We start from the raw sequence: 21,172 nt of genomic DNA, 5'->3' as shown, positions 1-21,172 counted from the left end.
TCACATTCAGGCGCATGATTGTTAGAGTCCGAGGACGGCGCCCGGCTGCTGCGGAAGTGGACCGGCGAGGGCTCGGACAACCCCGGATCGTTCAATTCAGGTGGTGCAATGGGTATCGAAATGGTTCTCGACATGGCGACCTCGGTCGTCCCGGACCGCGTGGCCATCGGCCGCCGCGAGTCGGGGCTGACCTATGCTCAGCTCGACGACGTGGCGTCGGGGGGCGCGACCGTCCTGAAAGAACGAGGCGCAGCGCACCTCGTCTTCGTGGGCATCAACGGGCCGATCCTGCCCGTCCTCACATTCGCGGCGGCGAAAGCGGGAATCCCGATCGCGCCCCTGAACTACCGGCTCGCGACCGAGCAGCTGCGCGACCTCGTCGCTCAGCTGGACACGCCGCTGATCGTCGCGGACCCCGCCTACAGGGACAAGCTCGAGGGCGCCGCCGAACACCTGCTGACCAGCGACGAATTCTTCGCCGCCGCACGCGCGGCCGGACCGTCCGATCACCTGCCCGCCGACGACGATGCCGCCGCGGTCGTGCTGTTCACCTCCGGCACCACTTCCGCGCCCAAGGGCGTGTTGCTCCGTCATCACCACCTCACGTCGTACCTGTTCAACACCGTCGAATTCGGTTCTGCCGGTGAGGAACAGGCGACGCTGATCAGCACACCGCCCTACCACATCGCGGGAATGGGTGCGGTCCTGAGCAACATCTACGCGGGTCGCCGCATGGTGTATCTGCCCGACTTCGCGCCGCAGCGATGGCTCGATCTCGTACGTCAGGAAGAGGTCACGAGCGCGATGGTGGTGCCCACGATGCTCGCCCGCGTCGTCGAACATCTCGGCGGAGAATCTGCGGGCGCTCCGAAGCTCGCGTCGCTCGCGTACGGCGGAGCCCGGATGGCCCAGCCCGTCCTCGAACGAGCTCTCGTCGCATTCCCCGACACCGGTTTCGTCAACGCCTACGGACTGACCGAGACCAGTTCGACGATCGCTGTGCTCGGACCCGATGATCATCGCGAGGCACTCTCCGATCCCGCCCTGCGTCATCGTCTGTCCTCCGTCGGACGGATCGTGCCCGGCATGGAGGCGCAGATCCGCGCAGAGGACGACATCACCGTGCTGGCCGACGGCGACACCGGGCTCCTGTGGGTCCGCGGCGCGCAGGTCAGCGGCGAATATATGGGCAAGGGCTCGGTACTCGACGCCGACGGCTGGTTCCCCACCCGCGACCGCGCCCGGATCGACGACGAGTTCCTGTTCATCGGTGGTCGCGCGGACGACACGATCATCCGCGGTGGCGAGAACATCGCACCCGCCGAGATCGAGGACGTCCTCGTCCGCCATGACGATGTCCGCGAGGTCGCCGTGGTCGGTATCCCCGACGACGAATGGGGCGAACGGATCTGCGCCGTCATCGTGCCGGTCGGCGACACCCATGCCGAGCCGGAAGAGGTGCGCACGTGGTGCCGCGAGCGACTGCGTGGATCCCGCACCCCGGACGACGTGGTCTTCGTCGACGAACTCCCCAAGACCGCTACCGGCAAGCTGGTGCGCCGCGACCTGGTCGCGCAGGTCACCGCCGAATCCGTCTGAGATCGAGGTCCTGTGTCTACTGTTCCCAGCCGCCAGTGGGTACTGCGTTCCCGGCCGTCGGGTCGCCCGAGCGCATCCGATGTGGAGCTCGTCGATATTGTTGTCGGCTCTCCCGAGCCGGGGTTCGTGCGGGTGGAGAACCTCGTGATGTCCGTCGAGCCGTACATGCGCGGCAGGATCGGCGGGGAGGTCAACTACGCCGAGCCGTATCCGCTGGACGAGCCGATGCTCGCCCCCGTGATCGGCCGCGTCACGGACTCTGCCGACGAGTCGGTTCCCGCCGGCTCGCTCGTGAAGCACGAGTACGGCTGGCGTGAACACTCTCTCGTGCCGGCAGGCGAGTGCACCGTGCTGGCGCACGACGATCTGGCGCCCGCCGACCATCTCGGACCCATGGGGATCCCCGGAATGACAGCGTGGGTGGGGTGCGAGCGAATCGCACGTATCGAGGCGGGCGACGTGGTGTTCGTGTCGTCCGCGGCCGGGGCCGTCGGGTCCACCGTCGTGCAGATAGCAAAACTGCGGGGCGCCACCGTGATCGGCAGTGCAGGCAGCGCCGAGAAGGTCGCTCTGGTCCGTGAACTCGGGGCCGATGCCGCGTTCGACTACCACGACGGTTCCGTCAAGGATCTCCTGCGCGTGGCGATGGCCAAGGTAGGAGCAACCGGACTCGACGTCTACTTCGACAACGTCGGAGGTGAGCATCTCGAGGCCGCGATCCGAGTGATCAACGACCACGCGCGGATCGCTCTGTGCGGGATGATCAGCATCTACAACTCCGCAACCCCGCAGCCCGGGCCGAACAACCTCATCAAACTCGTCTGGCGCCGGGCACGGATGGAGGGCTTCCTCCTCCGCGACCACCTCGATGCGCGTGAGGAGTTCGAGGAGCGGATGGCCGAGTGGCTGCGCATCGGCGCGGTCCGCGGTGTCCACACGGAGTTCCGCGGCGGTGTCGAGGGTGCGTGGGATGCGTTCCTCGGCATGCTCGACGGCACCGCGACCGGCAAGGCAGTAGTACCACTCACCGCTGATCCTGCCGACCAGGACCGCAAGACACGCGAATCCGGCGGGATCATCTCGTCCTACAAGGAGGCAACACGATGACCGACCAGGCACTGCCACTGGAAGGCAAAGTCGCACTCGTCACCGGCGGAAGCCGGGGCCTGGGGCGCGAGATGGTGCTGGCGTTCGCGAAAGCCGGTGCCGACACCGTCATCGTCAGCCGCAAGATCGACAGCTGCGAGAAGCTCGCCGCCGAGGTCACCGAGACCACCGGACGTAAAGCCCTTCCGATCGCATGCCATGTCGGGGACTGGGATGCACAGGAAGCTCTCGTCGAGCAGGTGTACGCGGAATTCGGCAAGATCGACATCCTCGTCAACAACGCGGGCATGTCGCCGCTCTACGACTCCCTCGGCAGCATCACGGAAGCATTGTTCGACAAGGTCTTCGACGTGAACCTCAAGGGCGCGTTCCGTCTGACGACCCTGGTCGCCCCGCGCATGGTCGAGGCAGGCGGAGGCTCCGTGATCAACATCAGTTCCATCGCGTCGGAACGACCCACGCCGAGCGACCTGCCGTACGCGGCGGCCAAGTCTGCACTGAACATCATCACCAAGGGCTTCGCGCAGGAGTACGGGCCGACTGTGCGCGTCAACGCGATCATGGCCGGTCCGTTCCTGACCGATATCAGTAAGTCGTGGGACATGGACGTCGTCGCGGAGAAGTTCAAGACACTTCCGCTGCAGCGCGCAGGCAACCCCGACGAGATCATCGGCGCCGCGCTCTACCTCGCCGGCCCCGGCTCCACCTTCACCAGCGGCGCGATCATCCCGGTCGACGGCGGCCGCACCGCGATGCGCTGAACCGCACGCACCGAATACTTTTCGAGAAAGGAACGCGCATGAGCTGGGGTTTCGAGACAGATCCTGAGTACCAAGAGGTCCTCGACTGGGCCGAGGAATTCGTGAAGAGCGAAGTCGAGCCCGTCGACAAGGTGATCACCCACGCGTGGGACCTGAAGGACCCGCTGCGTCAGAAGCTGATCCCGCCACTGCAGGAGAAGGTGCGGGAGAAGGGCCTGTGGGCGACGCACCTCGGACCGGAACTCGGCGGCCAGGGATTCGGGCAGCTCAAGCTTGCGCTGCTCAACGAGATCGTGGGGCGCACCCACTCGGGTCCGATCGTGTTCGGTGCGCAGGCACCGGATTCGGGTAACACCGAGATCCTCGCCCACTACGGCACGCCTGAACTCAAAGAGCGGTACCTGAAGCCGCTGATCAACAACGAGATCGTCTCGTGCTACGCGATGACCGAACCCCAGGGCGGGTCGAACCCGGTCGAGTTCGAGACCAACGCCGTCCTCGACGGTGACGAATGGGTCATCAACGGCGAGAAGTGGTTCGGAAGCAACGCCCGCTTCGCTTCGTTCTACATCATCATGGCGGTCACCGACCCTGAGGCCGAGCCGCACAAGCGCTTGTCGCAGTTCATCGTGCCGGCAGACACTCCCGGGCTCGAGATCGTCCGGAACACCGGCGTGTGGGGTCACGACTACGAGGTCGGAACCCACGCCTACACGCGGTGGACCGATGTGCGGATCCCGAAGGACCACATCCTCGGCGGCGTCGGCCAGGGATTCGAGGTCGCGCAGACCCGCCTCGGCGGCGGGCGCATCCACCACGCGATGCGCACGGTGGGCCTGGTCCAGGCAACACTCGACATGATGCTCGAGCGCGCCGTGTCGCGTACGACGCGTGGCAAGCGTCTCGGCGACCAGCAGATGGTCCAGGAGATGATCGCCGATTCGTGGTTGCAGCTCGAGCAGTTCCGGCTGCTGGTGCTGCGCACCGCGTGGCGCATCGACCGGTACAAGGACTACCGCAAGGTCATCAAGGACATCGCCGCGGTCAAGGCCGCAATGCCGAAGGTGCTGCTCGACGTCACCTCCCGCGCGGTGCAACTGCACGGGTCGCTGGGTGTGTCGAAGGAACTTCCGTTGGGCAAATGGCTGTTCGAGAGCTACCACATGGGTCTCGCCGACGGCGCGACCGAGATCCACAAGGTCGGTCTGGCCCGGCAGCTGTTGCGCGACGCCACACCGCACGACGGTCTGTTCCCGAGCTACCACCTGCCCGAGCTCGAGGAGCTCGCGCGTCGCAAGTTCGCGGCGCAGTTGGCGGGTCTCGAAGACTGATGCGGTAGAAAGGGGCCGGAGCGTGAACGCTCCGGCCCCTTTCCGGTTCAGTTGTCCGACGAGATGACGAACGCCGTCGACCCTGCCAATCCGTTGGAGACGGTGACGACGGACCGTTTCGCGCCCGGAATCTGTCGTTCCCCGGCCCGACCGGTCACCTGGTAGGCCGCTTCGGTCAGCTGTGTCATGCCGTGAAGTCTGCCCTCGGCGAGGCACCCACCGCCCGTGTTGAGCGGCAGTGACCCGGTGGGGCGGGCGTTGCCGTCGTCGATGAACGAGGCGGCCTCTCCGCGGCCGCAGAAACCCATCCCTTCGAGCCATGTGTACGTGAAGATCGAGAATCCGTCGTACAACTGCGCGATGTCGATTTCGTCGCGGCCGATTCCGGCTGCACTCCACAACCGGTCGCCGGTGGTTTCGGATCCTGCGAGGATGTCTTCGAGGGTCATGGGTACCCCGGTGGCCCCGATATGGTTGCTCGCGGCGTACCCCGAGATCAATGCCGGGGGATTGGGTAGGTCGCGGGCGCGGTCGGCGCGAGTGAGGACGATCGCGACGGCGCCGTCGACTGGCAGGTCGCAGTCCAGCATGGTGATGGGGTCGGCGATCATTCGCGACGACAGGTATTCGTCCGTCGTCAGAGTCTTGCCGCGGAAGAACGCGTTCGGGTTCAGGTGAGCGCGTTCACGGTTGTCGACGACGAAGCGCGCGAACGATTCTCGCGTTGCACCTGCGAGGTCGAGGTAGCGGCGGGCGGCCGTGGCTGCCCAGCCGGCAGGCATCGAGAAGCCGTACGGCGCGAAGAACTGGTCCTTGCCGCCTGCCCGCGCGGAGGCGAAGTTCGAGTACCTGCCCTGCGGCATGTGCAGGGCCCGGTAGAGGACGACGTGCGTGCAGGTCCCGGCGACGAGTGCGTTGATTGCATCGATGGCCGCGTGGGTGACCATCGGCATGGTGTTGCCGAGCCACGTGATGTTGTCTCGGATCCTCAGCGCTCCGGCGAGGTGCCCCGGGGTGACGACGTCGATCCCGTCGCGGTTGCCCTTCTCGCCCCCGTAGACCGGCATGGTCGGGGTGGTTGCGAGTCCGTCGACGTCCGCGCGGGTCAGGCCGGCATCTGTGAGGGCTGCGTCGGTGGCTTCGACCGTCAACGACAGGAGACTTCGTGGATTGCGTCGGATGAGTTCGGTGTAGCCGATGCCGGCGATCGCGACCTGGTCACGGTATTCCCACATGTCAGGCACTCCTCGGTTGGGATGCGGGTCGGAACTGGGGCACGACGTCGCCGGGTGCGAGTTCTTCGAACGTCACTTCCAAGGGCAGCCCGATCCGCAGGTCATCGGCGTCGGCGTCGACGAGGTTGGTGGTGATCAGCAGATTCGCCTGCTCTTCGAGTTCGGCGACCGCGACGATGTACGGCAGGTGATCGGCGAAGCCGGGAGCCGGGGCGTCGTGCATCACCGTGTAGGAGTAGAGCGTCGCGCGACCCGACATGCCCGCCCATGACAGCTCGGAGGCGCCGCAGGCTGTGCACGCGTCTGCCGGAAGATGCTGGTAGCGGGCGCAGGAGTCGCAATGTTGCACCACCAGGCGCCGCTCGCGGGCGGCGTCCCAATAGGGTGCTGTCGTCTCATCGGCGAGTGGTAGGGGTTTGGGTGGGGTCTCGGTGGGAGTCATCGGTCCTCGGTTCGACATTGACATCTATTGCAGATAATGGTGATCATCTATTGTGATTGTGTGATGCCGATCTCGGCCCGTCAAGCTCCATCGCTTCGAAGGTGGGGCCGCTGGATATGCAGTACAGGCAAATCATTCGCATGAAAGCTTGACTCTCGACGAATCTAGGCGAATGATATGACACATCAAGTGATGTGGATCACGACAGGTAGGCGAAACCATGATGCATTGCAGCGTCGAGTCCGAGGTCGGGATCGAAGACATCGACCTCGGTCGAGTCGGCGAAGTACTCACCGCACTTGTCCAGATGCTTACGACATGACCTTCGGGCGTCCCCGCACGCCTGCCCCCTCACATCAGCGGAGTTGACATGAGCGCATCCCCGAGCGCTTCCAGCAAGCCGAGCAGTCGGCTACTGCTGCTCATCGAGATACCTGCAGTCATCGTGCTGTTCGTGATGATGCTCCACGTGACGGCGAACGCGCTCATGCGAGCGCTCGCGTCGTCGCCCATCCCGAACACGCTCGAAGTTACCCAGTACATCTATGTCCCGATCATCGCCCTGCTCGGCTTCATGGCCGCACAGGCGAGGGGAGAGCACATCGTCGCGGACCTCGTGGCGCACTACTTCCCCACGCGGATCAGACGAGCAGTGCTGTTCTTCGGATACATGCTCGGTGTCGTGGTCTTCTTCGGATTTGCGTGGTTCGGCCTCGAAGAAGCCCTCCACTCCCGCGACATCGGAAAGACTGCAGGCGTTTCGACCGTCGTGGCGTGGCCCGTGTACTTCCTCGTTCCCATCGCCTTCGGTGTCCTGTGCGTGCAGTTCGCCCTTGCAGGGGTGCGTGCCCTCCGCGGAGGGGAGGACTCGGTCGACGCGACCGACGCCGAGGTAGCCCGCATCACCGACGAGATCGATGAAGAAGCCGGTGTATCCGCCGCTTCTGCAACCGCGCCGAATGCAACCGCGCCGAATTCGGAGAGCAAATGACTACCACTACCACTGCCGAAGCGCGGGACTCGAGCCCCACTCCACCGGTTGTCGGTCCCAGCAAGAAGTTCTCGACCCGATCATGGGTGTTGTTCGGTGCTCTGATGGTGCTGCTACTGGGGTCGACTGCCGCGATCTTCATGCCGCTGACTCCGGTCGCGATCGGCTGCGCAGCGCTGGTGATGATGATTACGCTGCTGTGCCTGCGGGTTCCGGTGGCACTGACGATGATCGTCCCGTCGTTCGCCGGCCTCTACGCGATGCGTGGCGAGCGGACGGTGACAAGTGCGCTCACGTCTCTTCCCTACGACGAGGTGGCGAGCTGGACCCTCAGCGTCGTGCCGATGTTCGTGCTCATGGGCCTGTTGCTGTGGCGCTCCGGCATGACCGATTCGCTCTATACCGCTGCTCGTCAGTGGTTGGGCTGGCTTCCGGGCGGTCTCGCGGTGGGCACCAACATCGCCGGCTCCGGTCTCGCTGCGGTCAGTGGGTCCACGACCGGAACCACCTATGCTCTCGGCCGCATCGGCATTCCCGAGATGCTCAAGGCCGGATACGACCGACGACTCGCGGTCGGCGCGGTGTTGGTCGCAGGCCTACCCGGTCAGCTGATCCCGCCGAGCATCCTGCTCGTTCTGTACGCGGGCATCGCCGAGGTCCCCGTCGGTAAGGCGCTGCTCGCCGGTATCGGCCCCGGCATCCTCGTCTCGCTCATGTTCACGATGGCGATCATCCTGATTGCCGTCTTCGCCAAGGACGTCGCGGGGACGAAGGAAAGCCGGATCGAGGCATCGAGCGTCTCGTGGAGCACGCGATTCAAGAGCCTCGTGTCGATCTGGCCCATTCCGGTCCTGGTGATGGTGATCATCGGTGGAATGTTCTCGGGCATCTTCACCGCCACCGAGGCCGGCGCGGTTGCCGCGCTCTGCTCGGTCGGTGTCGTCTTCATCTGGAAGCGCAAGACCGGCGGCGCGAGTCGCGCGCTCCTCGACGGTTCGATCGGTACCGTCTCGACGGTCGGTGCGGTCTTCCTCCTGCTCGTCGGCGTCGAGGCGCTTTCCCGCATGATGACCTTGACCGGCATCAGCAACGGATTCGCCGATCTGATCACCGATATGAACCTCGGGCGGGTCGAATTCCTCCTGCTGATGATGGTGGTCTACCTGATCCTCGGCGCCTTCATGGATCCGCTGCCGATGATGGTGCTCACCGTGCCGATCCTGATCCCGACGCTCGAGAGTCTCGACATCTCGATGCTGTGGTTCGGTGCGTTCGTCGTCTTCATGGGTGAGCTCGCGATCCTCTCGCCGCCGGTCGGCATCCTGGCGATGATCGTCCATTCGATCGTGAAGGATCCGAAGGTGAACCTGGGCAAGGATATTCCGCTCAAGGATGTGTTCGTCGCCGCTGCATGGTTCCTGCCGATGGCGATCGTCGTCGTCCTGATCCTGATCTTCTTCCCGGAGATCTCGACGTTCCTGCCCGATCATTCGAGTGGCGGCTGAGCGTCGTCCTGACACTGGGTGTGTCGACGCCCTCGCGCTGGTGGCCCTGTAGGGGCGCGGTGGCGGGGGCGTCGTCGTCGGTTCGGGAAAGTACTCACCGCGAACACTTGCCCTAATCTATGAGCATCATTATAGTGAACTAGGTAACGTTCACCCGGGGATGCAGGCGCACATTTGCCGCCCCGAACCATCACACGGCGAAGGAGTGGACATGAGTGCAGGGAACACCGAGGGAACTGAAGCTGCGAACGGCAACCGTCTGCGTTGCAACAACTGCGGCTCGGAAGCCATCGTCACCAAGGCAGGCGGCTCGTCGCTGACCTGCTGCGGCGCAGCCCTCGAGATCACGTTCGGCCGATAGCCGACCCCGTCTCGGTCGTCATCACCACACCCCCAGGAGTTCACATGAACGAGGTCGGCAAGCGCTACACGTGCGCCACCTGCGAAACCCAGATCATCTGCGTCAAGAAGGGCGAGGGTCAGTTCACCTGCCACGGGACGCCCATGGAGCTCGTCACGGCGAAGCCACTGCCTTCGTCCGACTAGCTGACACCGAAGAAACATGGCTGCGTCAGACGCGGCATCGTACGAGAAGAAGGAGCGCGCAATGGCTGGTCCACTCGACGGACTCGTAGTGATCGACGCGAGCTGGGGCATGCCGGCTGCAATCTCGACGATGATGCTGGCCGACTACGGAGCCCGCGTCATCAAGATCGAGCGCCCCGGCGGGGGTCCCGACGCGGGGGCGAACGTGCGCAAATCGACCGACCGCGGTAAGTGGAGTGTCGAAGCAGATCCGCATACCGACGAGGGACGCGCAATGATTCGCGGTCTCGCCGCGAACGCCGATGTGTTCGTCGAATCGTTCGGTGTCGGCAAGGCCGACGCGCTGGGGCTCGGCTACGACGAGCTGCACGCGGAATTCCCCGAACTCGTCTACGTGTCGGTCACCGGATACGGCACCACCGGACCCCACGCCGACCGGCCCGGCTACGAGGCGCTGCTCAATGCGCGCCTCGGGCAGATGGCCGAGCAGACCGGGCACCGCGAGGGCCCCATCTTCATGGGCCACCCGACCGTGTCGTACGGCACCGCGTTCATCACGACGATCGGCATCCTGTCGGCGTTGCGAGCCCGAAAGATCAACGGCACCGGCCAGAAACTCGACACTTCCCTGCTCGACGGCATGCTCTCGATCGCGTCGATGAACTGGTGGTGGAACGAGAAGGACATCTCGTACCTCGCCCGCAGCGGTACGCAAAAGGGCTTCGGCAACAAACGCCTCATCACCGACCCGTTCAAGTGCGCCGACGGCAAGTGGCTCATCGTTCATACCGGCGGTCCCGGCGCGTACAAGCGCACGATGGACATCCTCGGATTCGGTGACCGGACCCAGACCATCGACGGACCCGAGATGGCAGTGCCGCTCGACGACGTCGAACTCGATATCGCCCGCAACCAGGTTCCCGAGACGTTCGCGCAGCGGAACCGCGACGAATGGCTCGAACTGCTGCACGCGGCGGATATCGCTGCGCTGCCGCTCAATCACCCCGAGGACGTCTTCGAGGACGACCAGGTGACGTTCGCAGGTGTACCGATCGAGCTGCCCGACGACGAACACGGCACGATCAAGCAGATCGGCCCGGTGATCCGCTTCGAGAAGACGAAGCCCGCGACCCCGGCACCCGCGCCGAAGGTCGGTGAGCACAACTCCCGCACGGCCGAGATCGTTCGATCCGATGTCTGGGCACCCCTGTCGGACAAGCCTGCTCCGGTGACACGGCCGCTGCAGGGCGTGAGGATCCTCGATTTCAGCTCCTACTTCGCCACCGGATTCGGCGCTCGCCTGCTGTCCGATCTCGGTGCCGACGTCGTCAAGATCGAGCCGCTCATCGGCGACCAGATGCGCCCGCTCGGCGACCTGTTCGAAGGCGCCAACCGCGGCAAGCGCAACATCGCCCTGGATCTGAGATCGCCCGAAGGACAGGAGATCGCGCATCGCCTCGTCGCCGACGCCGACGTGGTGATGCACAACTACCGGCCCGGAAAAGCGGAGAAGATCGCGCTCGGCTACGAGACGCTGAAGGCGATCAACCCCGACATCATCTACGCGTACCTTCCCGGATTCGGTTCGGCCGGACCGAAGTCGAGCCTCAAGTCGTTCGCGCCGATGGTGTCCGGCATGGTCGGCCTCAACTTCGAGGGCTCCGGCAAGGGCAACCTGCCGATCCGCCGCGTCATCGGCAACGAAGACCTCTACAACGGATTCCTCGGTGCGGTCACGGTTCTGCTCGCCCTCAACCACCGTCTCAACACGGGCGAGACGCAGTCCGTCGAGAGCCCACAGCTGCACTCGAGTCTGTTCGTCGTCAGTGAGCACTCCGTGACACTCGACGGAAAGGCGCTTCCCGCGCACGAACTCGATGCCGACCAGACCGGATGGTCGCCGCTCTACCGCCTGTACCGAACGGCGGACGGGTGGATCGCGATCGCTGTGTTCGGCGACGCGGCGTTCACGCGTCTCGCCGGCGCGCTCGGCAATCCGCAGCTTGCGACGGATGCGCGCTTCGCGACGAACGCCGCCCGTGCGGCCAACGCCGACGCACTCGCCGAGGCCCTGACCACCCTGTTCGCCGCCCTCGGCAGCGAGGACGCGTTCAAGGCTCTCGACAGCAACAACGTACCTGCAGAAATCCCGCTCGACTACCCGATCATGCCCGAGTTGCTCTGGGAAGAATGGGCTCTCGACTCGAACCGAGTTGTCGAGCACCACCATCCCGAGTACGGCTGGTGCCGCGAGGTCGGCATGGTCATGCACCTGTCCGACACCCCCGGAGCGTTCAAGGGCGGCGCGCCGGTGCTGGGTGAGCACTCGCAGGAGATTCTCACCGAACTCGGCTACACCTCCGACGAGGTGACCTCACTCATGGCATCCGTGTGTGCACTGCCGTCCGATCGTGCACTGCCCACGGCAGCAGCGAAGGAAGACTGACCATGGACATCACCTATCCGCCGGAGGCGGAGCAGTATCGCGCATCGCTTCGTGAACTTCTCGAATCGAATCTCCCCGACGACTGGAAGGGGATCGGCGCCCTTCCCGGAGAGGAGCAGGAGCAGTTCCTCGAAGCGTGGCGAAAAGTGCTGTCGGACAACGACCTGCTTGCGGTGTCCCTGCCGCGTGAATACGGCGGCGGTGGACTGTCCGATATCGAGCAGGTCGTGCTCAATGAGGAACTGATGCGCCTCGGGGTTCCGGAGGGGACCGAGAACGACACGCTCGGCATCAAACTCCTGTGCAACACCATGGCGGTCCTCGGTACCGAAGAGCAGAAGGAATACTTCATTCCGAGGACGCTGTCCGGTGAAATCTCCTGGTGCCAGGGGTATTCGGAGCCGGAGGCCGGCTCCGACCTGGCGGGCCTACGGACACGTGCGGTGCTCGACGGTGACGAGTGGGTCATCAACGGTCAGAAGACGTGGACCTCGGCGGGCAGTAGCGCCAACTGGATCTTCGCGATCTGCCGGACAGACGCGACGGCCGTCAAGCACAAGGGCCTGTCGTTCCTGCTGGTCCCGATGGATCAGCCCGGTGTCGAGGTCCGTCCGATCGTCAACGCCGCGGGCTACACCGCCTTCAACGAGGTGTTCTTCACCGATGCGCGCACCGCAGCAGCGAATGTGCTGGGTGAGGTCAACGGAGGCTGGAATACCACGAACACCCTGCTCGGCTTCGAGCGTGGGGTGCGTGCCACCACCGACGCGGTCCGGTTCGGCCGCGAGATCGACCGTCTCATCGAACTGGCCCGCGAACGAGGTCTCACGTCGGATCCGCATATCCGTCAGGAACTCACGTGGTGCTGGCAGCGGGTGCAGACGATGCGCTTCCGCGGCTACCGCGCGTTGACGAAGCTGCTCGCGGGCGGGCGCCCCGGCACCGACGGCTCGTTCTCCAAGATCTACTGGGCAGAGTTCTTCCAGCGCTACACCGAGGTCGGGCTCGAGATCCTCGGACTCGAAGCGTTGACTCCGGAAGGGCAGGGTAACAACGGAATTCTGGTCACCCCGCAGCCCGGGACAGAGAACTCTTCGCGCTGCTGGGACGATATCGCCCTCTACTCGCGTGCAGCCACGATCTACGGCGGCAGCTCGCAGATCCAGCGCAACATCATCGGCGAGCAGCTGCTGGGTCTCCCCAAGGAACCGAGGCTCGACAGCGGCCCGTTCCAGGACATCGGGCGACGAAAGACCGCCTGATCTGAGATTCCGCCGGTCTACGGCAGAACGGAACAATCGTGTACTTCGAATTCAACGAGGATCAAGAAGAATTCCGCGCGTCCTTGCGCAGGCTCCTGTCGGAACGCGCACCGATAACCAAGGTACGCGAGGTGGCCGAAACCCGTGGATACGATTCGGCAACCTGGCGGCTGCTCGCATCCGACATGGGGGTGCCCGGTATCCACGTCCCCGAAGAGTTGGGTGGCAGCGGCTTCAGCTTCCTCGAGACATGCGTGGTCGTCCAGGAACTCGGAAGGGTGCTGACGCCGGTGCCGGTGATCACCACGATCGGAGCCCTGGAGGCGATCCGGGGACTCGGTTCGACGTCACAGCAGGCGGAGTTGGTTCCCGGGCTGGCTTCGGGTGAGACGATCGGCACGTTGGCGCTGTCGGGCAACCGCGATCTCGACGTGGACGGTGCGACCGTCCGAGCGTCGGCCGAAGGCGACACGCACACCCTCAACGGGCGGGTCGACTATGTGGCGTTCGGGCACCTCGCCGACCTGTTGGTCGTGCCTGCGGTGACTCCCACCGGCGAGCAGGTCGCGTTGTACGTGGTGGACGCGACTGCAGCGGGCGTGACGATCGAGTCGCGTGAGAGTCTCGACCTGACACGCCCCTTGGCGTCCGTCGAACTGTCCGGTGCCGCCGCACAGTTGCTGGGCTCCGACCAGTCCGCGATCGTGCGTGTCGTCGACCTCGTTCGGATCCTGCTGGCAAACGAGGCCATCGGGTCTTCGAAGGCAGTGCTCGACATGGCGGTCGACTATGCCAAACAACGGGTGCAGTTCAACCGGCCCATCGGCTCGTTCCAGGCGATCAAGCACAAGTGCGCCGATATGGCGATCGCGATCGACTCCGCAGAGGCGACGGTCATGTTCGCATCGATGTCGGCTGCCGACGAGTCGAAGGACCTCCGGCTCTCCGCGCTGATGGCGAAGGCTCAGGGCTCCGAGTGCCTCACGCTGTGTGCGTCGCAGAACATCCAGGTTCACGGCGGCATCGGATTCACGTGGGAAGCGGATCCACACCTGTACTTCCGCCGGGCCAAGGCGATCGAACCGTTGTTCGGAAACAAGGTGCACCACAACGACATGCTGGCCGATCTGGTCGGTATCTGACAGGAGTTGGAGATGACCGCAACGATGCGTCGCCTCGAAGGTGATGTCGCGCTGGTGACAGGTGGTGGCTCCGGGATCGGCGGCGCCTCGGCGATCCGGCTGGCGCAGGAAGGCGCCGCGATCGCTGTCGTCGACGTCAACGTCGACAACGCCGAAGCCACAGCCTCGAGAATTCGCGAGGCAGGTGGTACGGCTGTCGCGTTCGCGGCGGATGTCCGTGACGACACGGCCATGGATGAGATCGTGGCCGATGTGGTGTCGCAGCTCGGCGAGATCAGCGTGGTGTTCACCGCGGCCGGCGTCAGTGGTGCGCGTCTCGACAGTCACGAAGTGACCAGGGAGGACTGGCACGCGGTGCTCGACATCAACCTGTCCGGCACGTTCTTCACCATTCGCAGTGCTTTGCCCTCTCTTCTCCGTCGGGGCGGTGGTGCGGTGGTCACCTGTGGGTCGACTTCGTCGTTCATTGCGACGCAGGGCGGCCTCGCGCCGTACCGCGCGTCGAAGGGCGGGGTGAAGATGCTGACGCAGACGCTCGCCGTCGAGTACGCACCGAAGGGCATTCGGGTCAACAGTGTCTGCCCCGGGGCCGTTCGCACCAACCTCAGTGCCAACACCGCGGCTATCGTGCCGACCACCGGCACCGTGAAGAATCCCTCGAAGCCCCTGAGCGTCCCGCTCGGACGTTACGGCGAGGCTGAGGAAATCGCTTCTGTCGTAGCATTTCTCGCGTCGTCCGATGCGTCGTATGTGACGGGGCAGGCGATCCTCGTCGACGGCGGTGTCACAGCTGAATGAGGGCGCTTGACATCGTCCTAATTCAGTCGCATGATTAGCAGCATAACCGTGAGGGTGATCACTCCGAGTGGAGTAATCCGAAAAGGTGTCGGTGTCACCGGATCTTGCGGTCGATCCTGACAAAGGAGTCCGAAGTGGTCACATTCTCCCGGGCACGTCTGTTGCCCCGCGCCGGCATTCTCGTCACGGCCGGCGCACTACTGCTCACCGGGTGCGCAGAAACCTCGTCCGGCGGCAGTGGCGCCAGCGGAGGCGGCGAAGGCGTCGCCTTCGGTGCAACGATGGAGGAGTACCAGGCGGCATTCGCCGATGTGGACCCCATCCTGCTACACACCCAGTCGCCCAGCACTCAGGGGTCGACCGGCGGCGCGTTCATCGACGCCTACACATCCGCCATCGAAGAATGGTCGGACGGCAAGATCACCTTCGACATCGCCTACTCCGACGCGATTGCGAAGTCCACCGAGATCGACAACGCCATCGTCGACGGCCGACTCGATATCGGGCAGGTCCTCGCCGTGTACGAGCCGCAGGAGTTCCCGGCCACATCGGCCCTGCTCGATGCCAGTGTGCTCTCGGACCAAAGCGTCGTCACCGGAACCCTCCAGTCGAACGCCTGGCCCGCCGACGTCGCCCTGAATACCCCCGAGATCGTCGAAGAGTTCGAAGACAAAGGCATGAAGCTGATGCTTCCCGCCTACAACGCAGGCATGAACGCGTTGTTCTGTTCCGACAAGCGCACCGCGTTGCCCGATTTCCAGGGCCGTAGCGTCTCGGTGGGTAGTACCGCCGGCAATCAGCAGGTCTCCGCACTCGGCTCGACCCCGACGTCCGTTGCCTACACCGAGGCATACGAGGCGCTGCAGCGCGGCGTCATCGACTGCTCGATGCTCAGCCCTGCCGCTGCGCAGATCGGCGGCATCCTCGAGGTCGCGCCGCAGACCGTGATCGATCCGGCGGCAGGCCTCGCCGTGCCGACCGGCAACATGGCGATGAATCTCGATGTGTGGGAATCGCTTCCGCTCGTCGCGCAGCAGCTCATGTGGGACCGGCTCGATGCCTTCATCACGGGAAGCATCGAAGGCAAGATCTGGCCCGTCACCGTCGAATCCGTCCAGGAGATCCAGCAGTACGGCGGATCCATCGAACCGTTCGCCGACGACGCGCGTGTCGCGGTGCAGGACGCGAACAACAAGATCGTCGATGCGATCGCAGAGAACAAGGGCCTGAACGACGGCGCAGGATTCGTCACGTCGGTGCGGGGGAGCGCCGACAAGTGGAGCGAGATCATCGCAGAACTCGGTTACGTCAACGAAACCGACTACAACGGCTTCGCCGCCTGGTACGAGCCCGGCAAGATCGACATCGCGCCGTACGTCGACCAGGTCTACGAGGAGATCTTCCTTCCCTACCGCCCGTCCTGATCTTCGCGGCGGCACCGACCACGTTCCGGAGGGGATGCCCCCTGCGCCCCCTCCGGAACGTCTTCTCGAGAGGGGTACACGATGACCGAACGTCATTCCGGCACGGCCGCAATTGCACTCGACGGTGCGATCGACATGCATTGCCATTTCGGTCCCGAACCACTCGTGGAGATGGCGGCCAAATCGCCGCACAGCGTCGACCCGATCGAGGCGGCGCGCGAGGCCGCCGACCACGGCATGCGGGCAATCGTCCTGAAGGCTCACGAATTTCCCTCGACCGTCGCGGCACATCTTGCCAATGTTGCTGTACCCGAGGTGCAGTCGATCTCAGGAATCTGCCTCGACCACCCTGTCGGAGGTCTGAACCCGCACGCCGTCGAATGCGCATTGCGCGCCGGTGCCAAAGTGGTCTGGTTGCCCACGCTGTCGTCGGAGCAGGATGCGCCGGTCAAGGTGAAGGCATTCTTCGGTGAGAAGGAAGAGGGAATCCGTGTCATCGACGCCGACGGAGCGATCGTCCCCGAAGTGCGCACGATCCTCGACCTGATCACCCAGTACGACGCGGTGCTCGCGACCGGCCACGTGTCTACCGCCGAACATTTCGCCGTGGCACGAGAATACGCGTCGAAAGGTCGTGTTCTCGTCACCCACGCGATGCATGCGACCACCGGCCCGCGCCTGACCGAGCAGGAGGTCGTCGAGCTCGCCGACCTCGGCGCCAGTATCGAATTCGCGGCGCACACCTGCATGGGCGAACCGTCGACATTCGCGAATGTCGTGTCGGCACTGAAGCGGCTCGACCCGGCAAAGGTGGTGCTGGCCACCGACTACGGGTGGACGACCAAGATCCCCCATCCCGCAGCCGGTCTGCACTCCTACGTGAACGCATTGTGGGACGAGGGCATCGACGAAGCCGACCTGAAAGTGATGACCTGCGACAACCCGGCACTGTTGCTGGGCATGCACTAGCCGGCCAGAAGCAAGTACAACTACGAATCAGAAGGAACGTCGAATGACCGACACTCAGGGACGGGTGGCCGGGAAGGTCGCCTTCATCACCGGTGCCGCCCGCGGACAGGGACGATCGCACGCACTGCGGCTTGCCCAGGAGGGCGCCGACATCTATGCCACTGATGCATGCGAGGACATCGCGTCGCTGACCTACGGTATGGCCTCGGAGGAAGACCTCGCCGAGACCGCGCGACTCGTGGAGAAGACGGGGCGCCGGATCATCACCCGCAAGGTCGATGTTCGCGACCAGGCCGGCCTCGATGCGGCGGCGGCCGACTGCGTCGAGCAGTTCGGCCGGATCGACATCGTCAGCGCCAACGCAGGTGTCTGTGGTTGCCGTCCCACCGTCGAACTGACGGAAGACGAGTGGCAGGACATGATCGACATCAACCTCACCGGTGTGTGGAAGACGTCCAAGGCAGTGATCCCGCAGATGCTGCGTACCGGTGGTGGCTCGATCGTCCTGACGAGTTCGGTCGTCACGTACAACGGCTCACGCAACGTGGCCCACTACAACGCATCGAAGCACGGCGTGGTCGGCCTGATGCAGACCCTCGCGGCCGAGTACGGCGGCCAGGGCATCCGCGTGAACGCGGTCCATCCGGGCAACGTCGGCACCGACATGCTCTTCAGCGAGTCGACCCTGCGAGTGTTCTGCCCGGACCTCGAGAACCCGACCATCGAAGACCTGCGTGAGCGGGCTCGCGGACGCAACATCATGGACATGGCGTGGGTCGAGCCCGAGGACATCACCAACGCCGTGTTGTGGCTGGCGTCCGAAGAGGCCCGGTACGTCACCGGCATCTCGATCCCCGTCGACTGCGGTCTCCGCATCAGCTGAGAGGTACATCGGACATGACTGAAGGACGCAACGCAGGACGCAAGGTTCTCATCACCGGCGGTGCAGGCGGAATCGGCGCCGCTGCTGCTCGGCGACTCGTGCAGGAAGGCGCCGCGGTCGCGGTACTCGACCTCGACGGTGCCGCGGCCGAATCGCTCGCAGCCGAACTCCGTGAGGCGGGTGCAACAGCCGTATCGGTGCGCGCAGACGTATCCGACCCCGACTCGGTAGGGCCGGCAATCGACGACGCCGCAGCTCAGCTCGGCGGACTCGACGGGATCGTCACGTGCGCGGGAATCGCAAAATCGGCTCTGGTGCACGAGATGTCGGTGGAGGACTGGAACGACGTCGTCGGCATCAACCTCACCGGCTCGTTCCTGTCGGTCCGCGCCGCACTTCACCACATGCTGAAGGAGCGCCGCTCGTCGGTCGTCACCATCGGTTCGGTGGCCTCGCTGATCTCCGCGAACACCAACACGTGCAGCTACGACGCCTCGAAATCGGGTGTGCTGGGCCTGACCCGTTCCATCGCAGTCGGATACGCGGATCGCGGAGTGCGAGCCAACGCGCTGTGCCCCGGCGTGGTGGACACACCGCTCGCGCAGCGGGCACGCGAAGCCGGTGGCGTGACGAGCACGGCGCTCGCACAGACCCCCCTCGGACGCCGCGCCGAGGTCGACGAGATGGCGTCGGTCATCGGTTTTCTCATCTCCGACGAGTCGTCCTACATGACGGGCTCGACTGTCGCTGCCGATGGGGGGCTCACCGCGCAGTAGTCGGTCTCCCTGCGGCGGTGCGTGTGTGACACTCTGTTTCGTCGAATCGATTCGGCGCAGCATCACTCGAGAATGAAAGGCTCACCCATGGCTTCGACCGGACGCCTCGCCGGTAAGACAGCACTCATCACTGGTGCAGGATCCGGCCTCGGACGGGCTACCGCTCTCCGCTTCGCAGCGGAAGGCGCTGCTGTCGCAGTGGTCGACCTCGACCTCACCGCGGCTGGCGGGGTTGTCGATGAGATTCGCACGTCCGGAGGACGTGCATTGGCGGTGACCGCAGATGTGACTTCCGATGCCGATGCCCAGCGCATGATCGCGGAGGCCCTCGCGGAATTCGACACGCTCGATGTCGTCTTCGCGAACGCCGGTATCAACGGTGCCGGAGACGCCGCAGATACCACGGAAGCCGAGTGGGACAAGGTGATCGGCGTCAATCTCAAGGGTGTGTGGCTGACGTCGAAGTACGCGTTGCCGCACATGATCGAGCGACGTGCCGGGTCGATCATCAACCAGGCGAGCATGGGTGGCCTGATCGGCCTACCCGGCATCTTTCCCTACACCGCAGCCAAGGGCGGGGTCATCGCAATGACCAAGCAGATGGCGGTCACCTACGGTCCCGACAACGTGCGGGTGAACGCGATCTGCCCCGGTACTATCCCCACGCCCCTGGTCTATCAGTCGCGCGTCGATCGCGGTGCGGCAGACGCCGACGCCGACCAGACGGCAATCGACGCCGAGGTCGCGAACCGGTTCCCGCTTCGCCGCCTCGGAACCCCGGACGACCTCGCCTCGGTCGCGCTGTTCCTTGCCAGCGACGAAGCCGATTGGGTGACCGGCGGTATCTACACCGTCGATGGTGGTCGCAGCGCGTTCTGATCGGTACGGCAGAAGGGCGGACCGGAGTGCCGGTCCGCCCTTCTGCTGCATGCGATGTCAGGCCAGTATGTGTGTCAGGCCATCAGGACGGTGAATCGCCAGTCGAGTACCGGCGCAGGCTCGGCGTCGCCGCGGTGTGCGAAGACGAGCGACCGAAGGTTCAGCACACCACCGCCATCGGCGAGGGCATCCGCAGACTCGACATGCAGGTCGCTGGTGAGGGTGTCCCCCTCGTGCACAGGTCCGGTGTGATCACACGACTTCCAGCCGAGCACCGTCACCAGATTCGGCAGGGCACGCGACGCCTGCGACAACGCCAGACCGATCGTGTGCCCGCCGTACACCAACCGACCCGCAGCGCCGACCCGCTCGTCGTGGTGCGTCGCTGCGATATTCAGGCTCAGCCGCGCGAGCTCGGGTGCGCTCGACACCACGTCGCCGCTGGACTGCAGGACTGCTCCTGCGAGCGAGGCGTCGAAATGCGCGCCCGGCACAGACGAGCGGTACTCGTCGAGGTTCCATCCCTCGGTGGCGGCCCACTGCGGTTCGTCCTGAGGTCCGATGGCCGACAGATCATCGGTGTGCACCACACGATTCCGGTCGGGATTCTCGCTCAGCGGCAGCATGGCGCACCGGTAGAAGTCGAGCACGGTGTTGCCGTCCTGGTCGACGGTGTTCATGCGCAGCGCCGCGAGGCCTGTGGGTTTGCGGCCGGCCTTGGCCGAGTTCTCCTTCAGACCGACGACCTCGGTGGTGGTGTAGAGAGTGTCGCCGATGTGCGGGAACCGGCGAAAACGGAGGCCGCGGTAGAACAGATTGGCCTTGACGTGGTGTGTGACCAGGGTCGACTGACCGATGGCGATGTCGGTGACGAAACCGGCGTGCGCGACCGGCCCTCCCGTGACGCGGGTGGCGAGGTGTTTGTCGAGGGGCAGGCGCAGACGGTCGCCGAGGATCGACTGGTGCGCGGCGGCGAGACCGTCGGTGAGGGTGACGGCGGGCGCGGTGTCGAAGACCTGGCCGACGGTCAGTTCGTCGAAGTACGGTCCGCCGACGTATGCGGGGGTGCTGGACAT

Annotated in this window: 20 protein-coding genes; 17 read left to right on the top strand and 3 right to left on the bottom strand. The window is 64.8% G+C overall.

The genetic code is table 11. From position 1 onward, the window contains the following. The first annotated feature begins 108 nt into the window (after window positions 1-108). Genes ACTDXD_RS06405 through ACTDXD_RS06390 form a run of 4 tightly spaced genes read left to right on the top strand, consistent with a single transcriptional unit; the run spans window position 109 to window position 4,798 of the window. On the top strand, window positions 109-1,599 hold the full coding sequence (locus ACTDXD_RS06405) for a class I adenylate-forming enzyme family protein (RefSeq protein ID WP_440127558.1): 1,491 nt from the start codon (window positions 109-111) through the stop codon (window positions 1,597-1,599). A gap of 12 nt (window positions 1,600-1,611) precedes the next feature. Beyond that, window positions 1,612-2,706 carry an NADP-dependent oxidoreductase gene (locus tag ACTDXD_RS06400; RefSeq protein ID WP_440126316.1) on the top strand — a complete coding sequence of 365 codons (1,095 nt, stop codon included), beginning with the start codon at window positions 1,612-1,614 and terminating at the stop codon, window positions 2,704-2,706. Further along, window positions 2,703-3,467, top strand: a complete 765-nt coding sequence (locus ACTDXD_RS06395; RefSeq protein ID WP_378562922.1) for an SDR family NAD(P)-dependent oxidoreductase — start codon at window positions 2,703-2,705, stop codon at window positions 3,465-3,467. Before ACTDXD_RS06400 ends, ACTDXD_RS06395 begins: the two co-directional genes overlap by 4 nt. A 38-nt stretch (window positions 3,468-3,505) precedes the next feature. Then, window positions 3,506-4,798 (top strand): acyl-CoA dehydrogenase family protein, encoded by a 1,293-nt coding sequence (locus ACTDXD_RS06390; protein ID WP_378562925.1) that lies wholly within the window; start codon window positions 3,506-3,508, stop codon window positions 4,796-4,798. Between the two features lie 47 nt (window positions 4,799-4,845). On the opposite strand, the gene ACTDXD_RS06385 is transcribed toward ACTDXD_RS06390, so the two are convergent. Further along, the gene (locus tag ACTDXD_RS06385; RefSeq protein WP_440126315.1) at window positions 4,846-6,033 is read right to left on the bottom strand and encodes a thiolase C-terminal domain-containing protein; all 1,188 of its coding nucleotides are present in this window, start codon (window positions 6,031-6,033) and stop codon (window positions 4,846-4,848) included. A 1-nt stretch (window position 6,034) separates the two neighbouring features. Continuing rightward, complete coding sequence (locus tag ACTDXD_RS06380; RefSeq protein WP_440126314.1) at window positions 6,035-6,475, bottom strand: Zn-ribbon domain-containing OB-fold protein; 441 nt, start codon at window positions 6,473-6,475, stop codon at window positions 6,035-6,037. Between the two features lie 370 nt (window positions 6,476-6,845). Between ACTDXD_RS06380 and ACTDXD_RS06375 the strand changes: the two genes are divergently transcribed. The 13 genes from ACTDXD_RS06375 to ACTDXD_RS06315 all read left to right on the top strand — a co-directional run bounded on the left by ACTDXD_RS06375 (window position 6,846) and on the right by ACTDXD_RS06315 (window position 20,096). Further along, window positions 6,846-7,466: a TRAP transporter small permease gene (locus ACTDXD_RS06375; protein ID WP_440126313.1), complete on the top strand. Its 621-nt coding sequence runs from the start codon at window positions 6,846-6,848 to the stop codon at window positions 7,464-7,466. Beyond that, window positions 7,463-8,971, top strand: a complete 1,509-nt coding sequence (locus tag ACTDXD_RS06370) for a TRAP transporter large permease (RefSeq protein WP_378488384.1) — start codon at window positions 7,463-7,465, stop codon at window positions 8,969-8,971. The genes ACTDXD_RS06375 and ACTDXD_RS06370 overlap by 4 nt, the downstream gene beginning before the upstream one ends. 211 nt (window positions 8,972-9,182) lie before the next feature. After that, on the top strand, window positions 9,183-9,332 hold the full coding sequence (locus tag ACTDXD_RS06365; RefSeq protein ID WP_378488383.1) for a hypothetical protein: 150 nt from the start codon (window positions 9,183-9,185) through the stop codon (window positions 9,330-9,332). A gap of 44 nt (window positions 9,333-9,376) precedes the next feature. Next, window positions 9,377-9,517, top strand: coding sequence for a hypothetical protein (locus ACTDXD_RS06360; RefSeq protein WP_378562937.1), 141 nt, complete (start codon window positions 9,377-9,379; stop codon window positions 9,515-9,517). A 61-nt stretch (window positions 9,518-9,578) separates the two neighbouring features. Beyond that, window positions 9,579-11,963 (top strand): CaiB/BaiF CoA transferase family protein, encoded by a 2,385-nt coding sequence (locus ACTDXD_RS06355; protein ID WP_440126312.1) that lies wholly within the window; start codon window positions 9,579-9,581, stop codon window positions 11,961-11,963. Window positions 11,964-11,965: 2 nt separating this feature from the next. Continuing rightward, window positions 11,966-13,225, top strand: a complete 1,260-nt coding sequence (locus ACTDXD_RS06350; RefSeq protein ID WP_378562943.1) for an acyl-CoA dehydrogenase family protein — start codon at window positions 11,966-11,968, stop codon at window positions 13,223-13,225. Between the two features lie 38 nt (window positions 13,226-13,263). After that, window positions 13,264-14,367 (top strand): acyl-CoA dehydrogenase family protein, encoded by a 1,104-nt coding sequence (locus ACTDXD_RS06345; RefSeq protein WP_440126311.1) that lies wholly within the window; start codon window positions 13,264-13,266, stop codon window positions 14,365-14,367. A 12-nt stretch (window positions 14,368-14,379) separates the two neighbouring features. Continuing rightward, on the top strand, window positions 14,380-15,165 hold the full coding sequence (locus ACTDXD_RS06340) for an SDR family NAD(P)-dependent oxidoreductase (RefSeq protein WP_440126310.1): 786 nt from the start codon (window positions 14,380-14,382) through the stop codon (window positions 15,163-15,165). Window positions 15,166-15,299: 134 nt separating this feature from the next. After that, complete coding sequence (locus ACTDXD_RS06335) at window positions 15,300-16,589, top strand: C4-dicarboxylate ABC transporter substrate-binding protein (RefSeq protein ID WP_440126309.1); 1,290 nt, start codon at window positions 15,300-15,302, stop codon at window positions 16,587-16,589. Window positions 16,590-16,670: 81 nt separating this feature from the next. After that, window positions 16,671-17,558, top strand: coding sequence for a DUF6282 family protein (locus tag ACTDXD_RS06330; protein WP_440126308.1), 888 nt, complete (start codon window positions 16,671-16,673; stop codon window positions 17,556-17,558). 43 nt (window positions 17,559-17,601) lie between these two features. Continuing rightward, window positions 17,602-18,441: a mycofactocin-coupled SDR family oxidoreductase gene (locus tag ACTDXD_RS06325; protein WP_440126307.1), complete on the top strand. Its 840-nt coding sequence runs from the start codon at window positions 17,602-17,604 to the stop codon at window positions 18,439-18,441. A 14-nt stretch (window positions 18,442-18,455) separates the two neighbouring features. Continuing rightward, complete coding sequence (locus ACTDXD_RS06320; protein ID WP_440126306.1) at window positions 18,456-19,217, top strand: SDR family NAD(P)-dependent oxidoreductase; 762 nt, start codon at window positions 18,456-18,458, stop codon at window positions 19,215-19,217. An 87-nt stretch (window positions 19,218-19,304) separates the two neighbouring features. Next, window positions 19,305-20,096, top strand: a complete 792-nt coding sequence (locus tag ACTDXD_RS06315) for an SDR family NAD(P)-dependent oxidoreductase (RefSeq protein ID WP_440126305.1) — start codon at window positions 19,305-19,307, stop codon at window positions 20,094-20,096. 74 nt (window positions 20,097-20,170) lie between these two features. Here the strand turns inward: ACTDXD_RS06315 and ACTDXD_RS06310 are convergent, their stop codons facing one another. Continuing rightward, entirely contained in the window at window positions 20,171-21,172 is a 1,002-nt protein-coding gene (locus ACTDXD_RS06310; RefSeq protein ID WP_440126304.1) for a MaoC family dehydratase, read from the bottom strand.

The sequence above is a fragment of the Rhodococcus sp. SJ-3 genome (genome assembly GCF_051918125.1).
GTDB lineage: Bacteria > Actinomycetota > Actinomycetes > Mycobacteriales > Mycobacteriaceae > Rhodococcus.
This window is presented reverse-complemented; position numbering and strand designations above follow the sequence as displayed.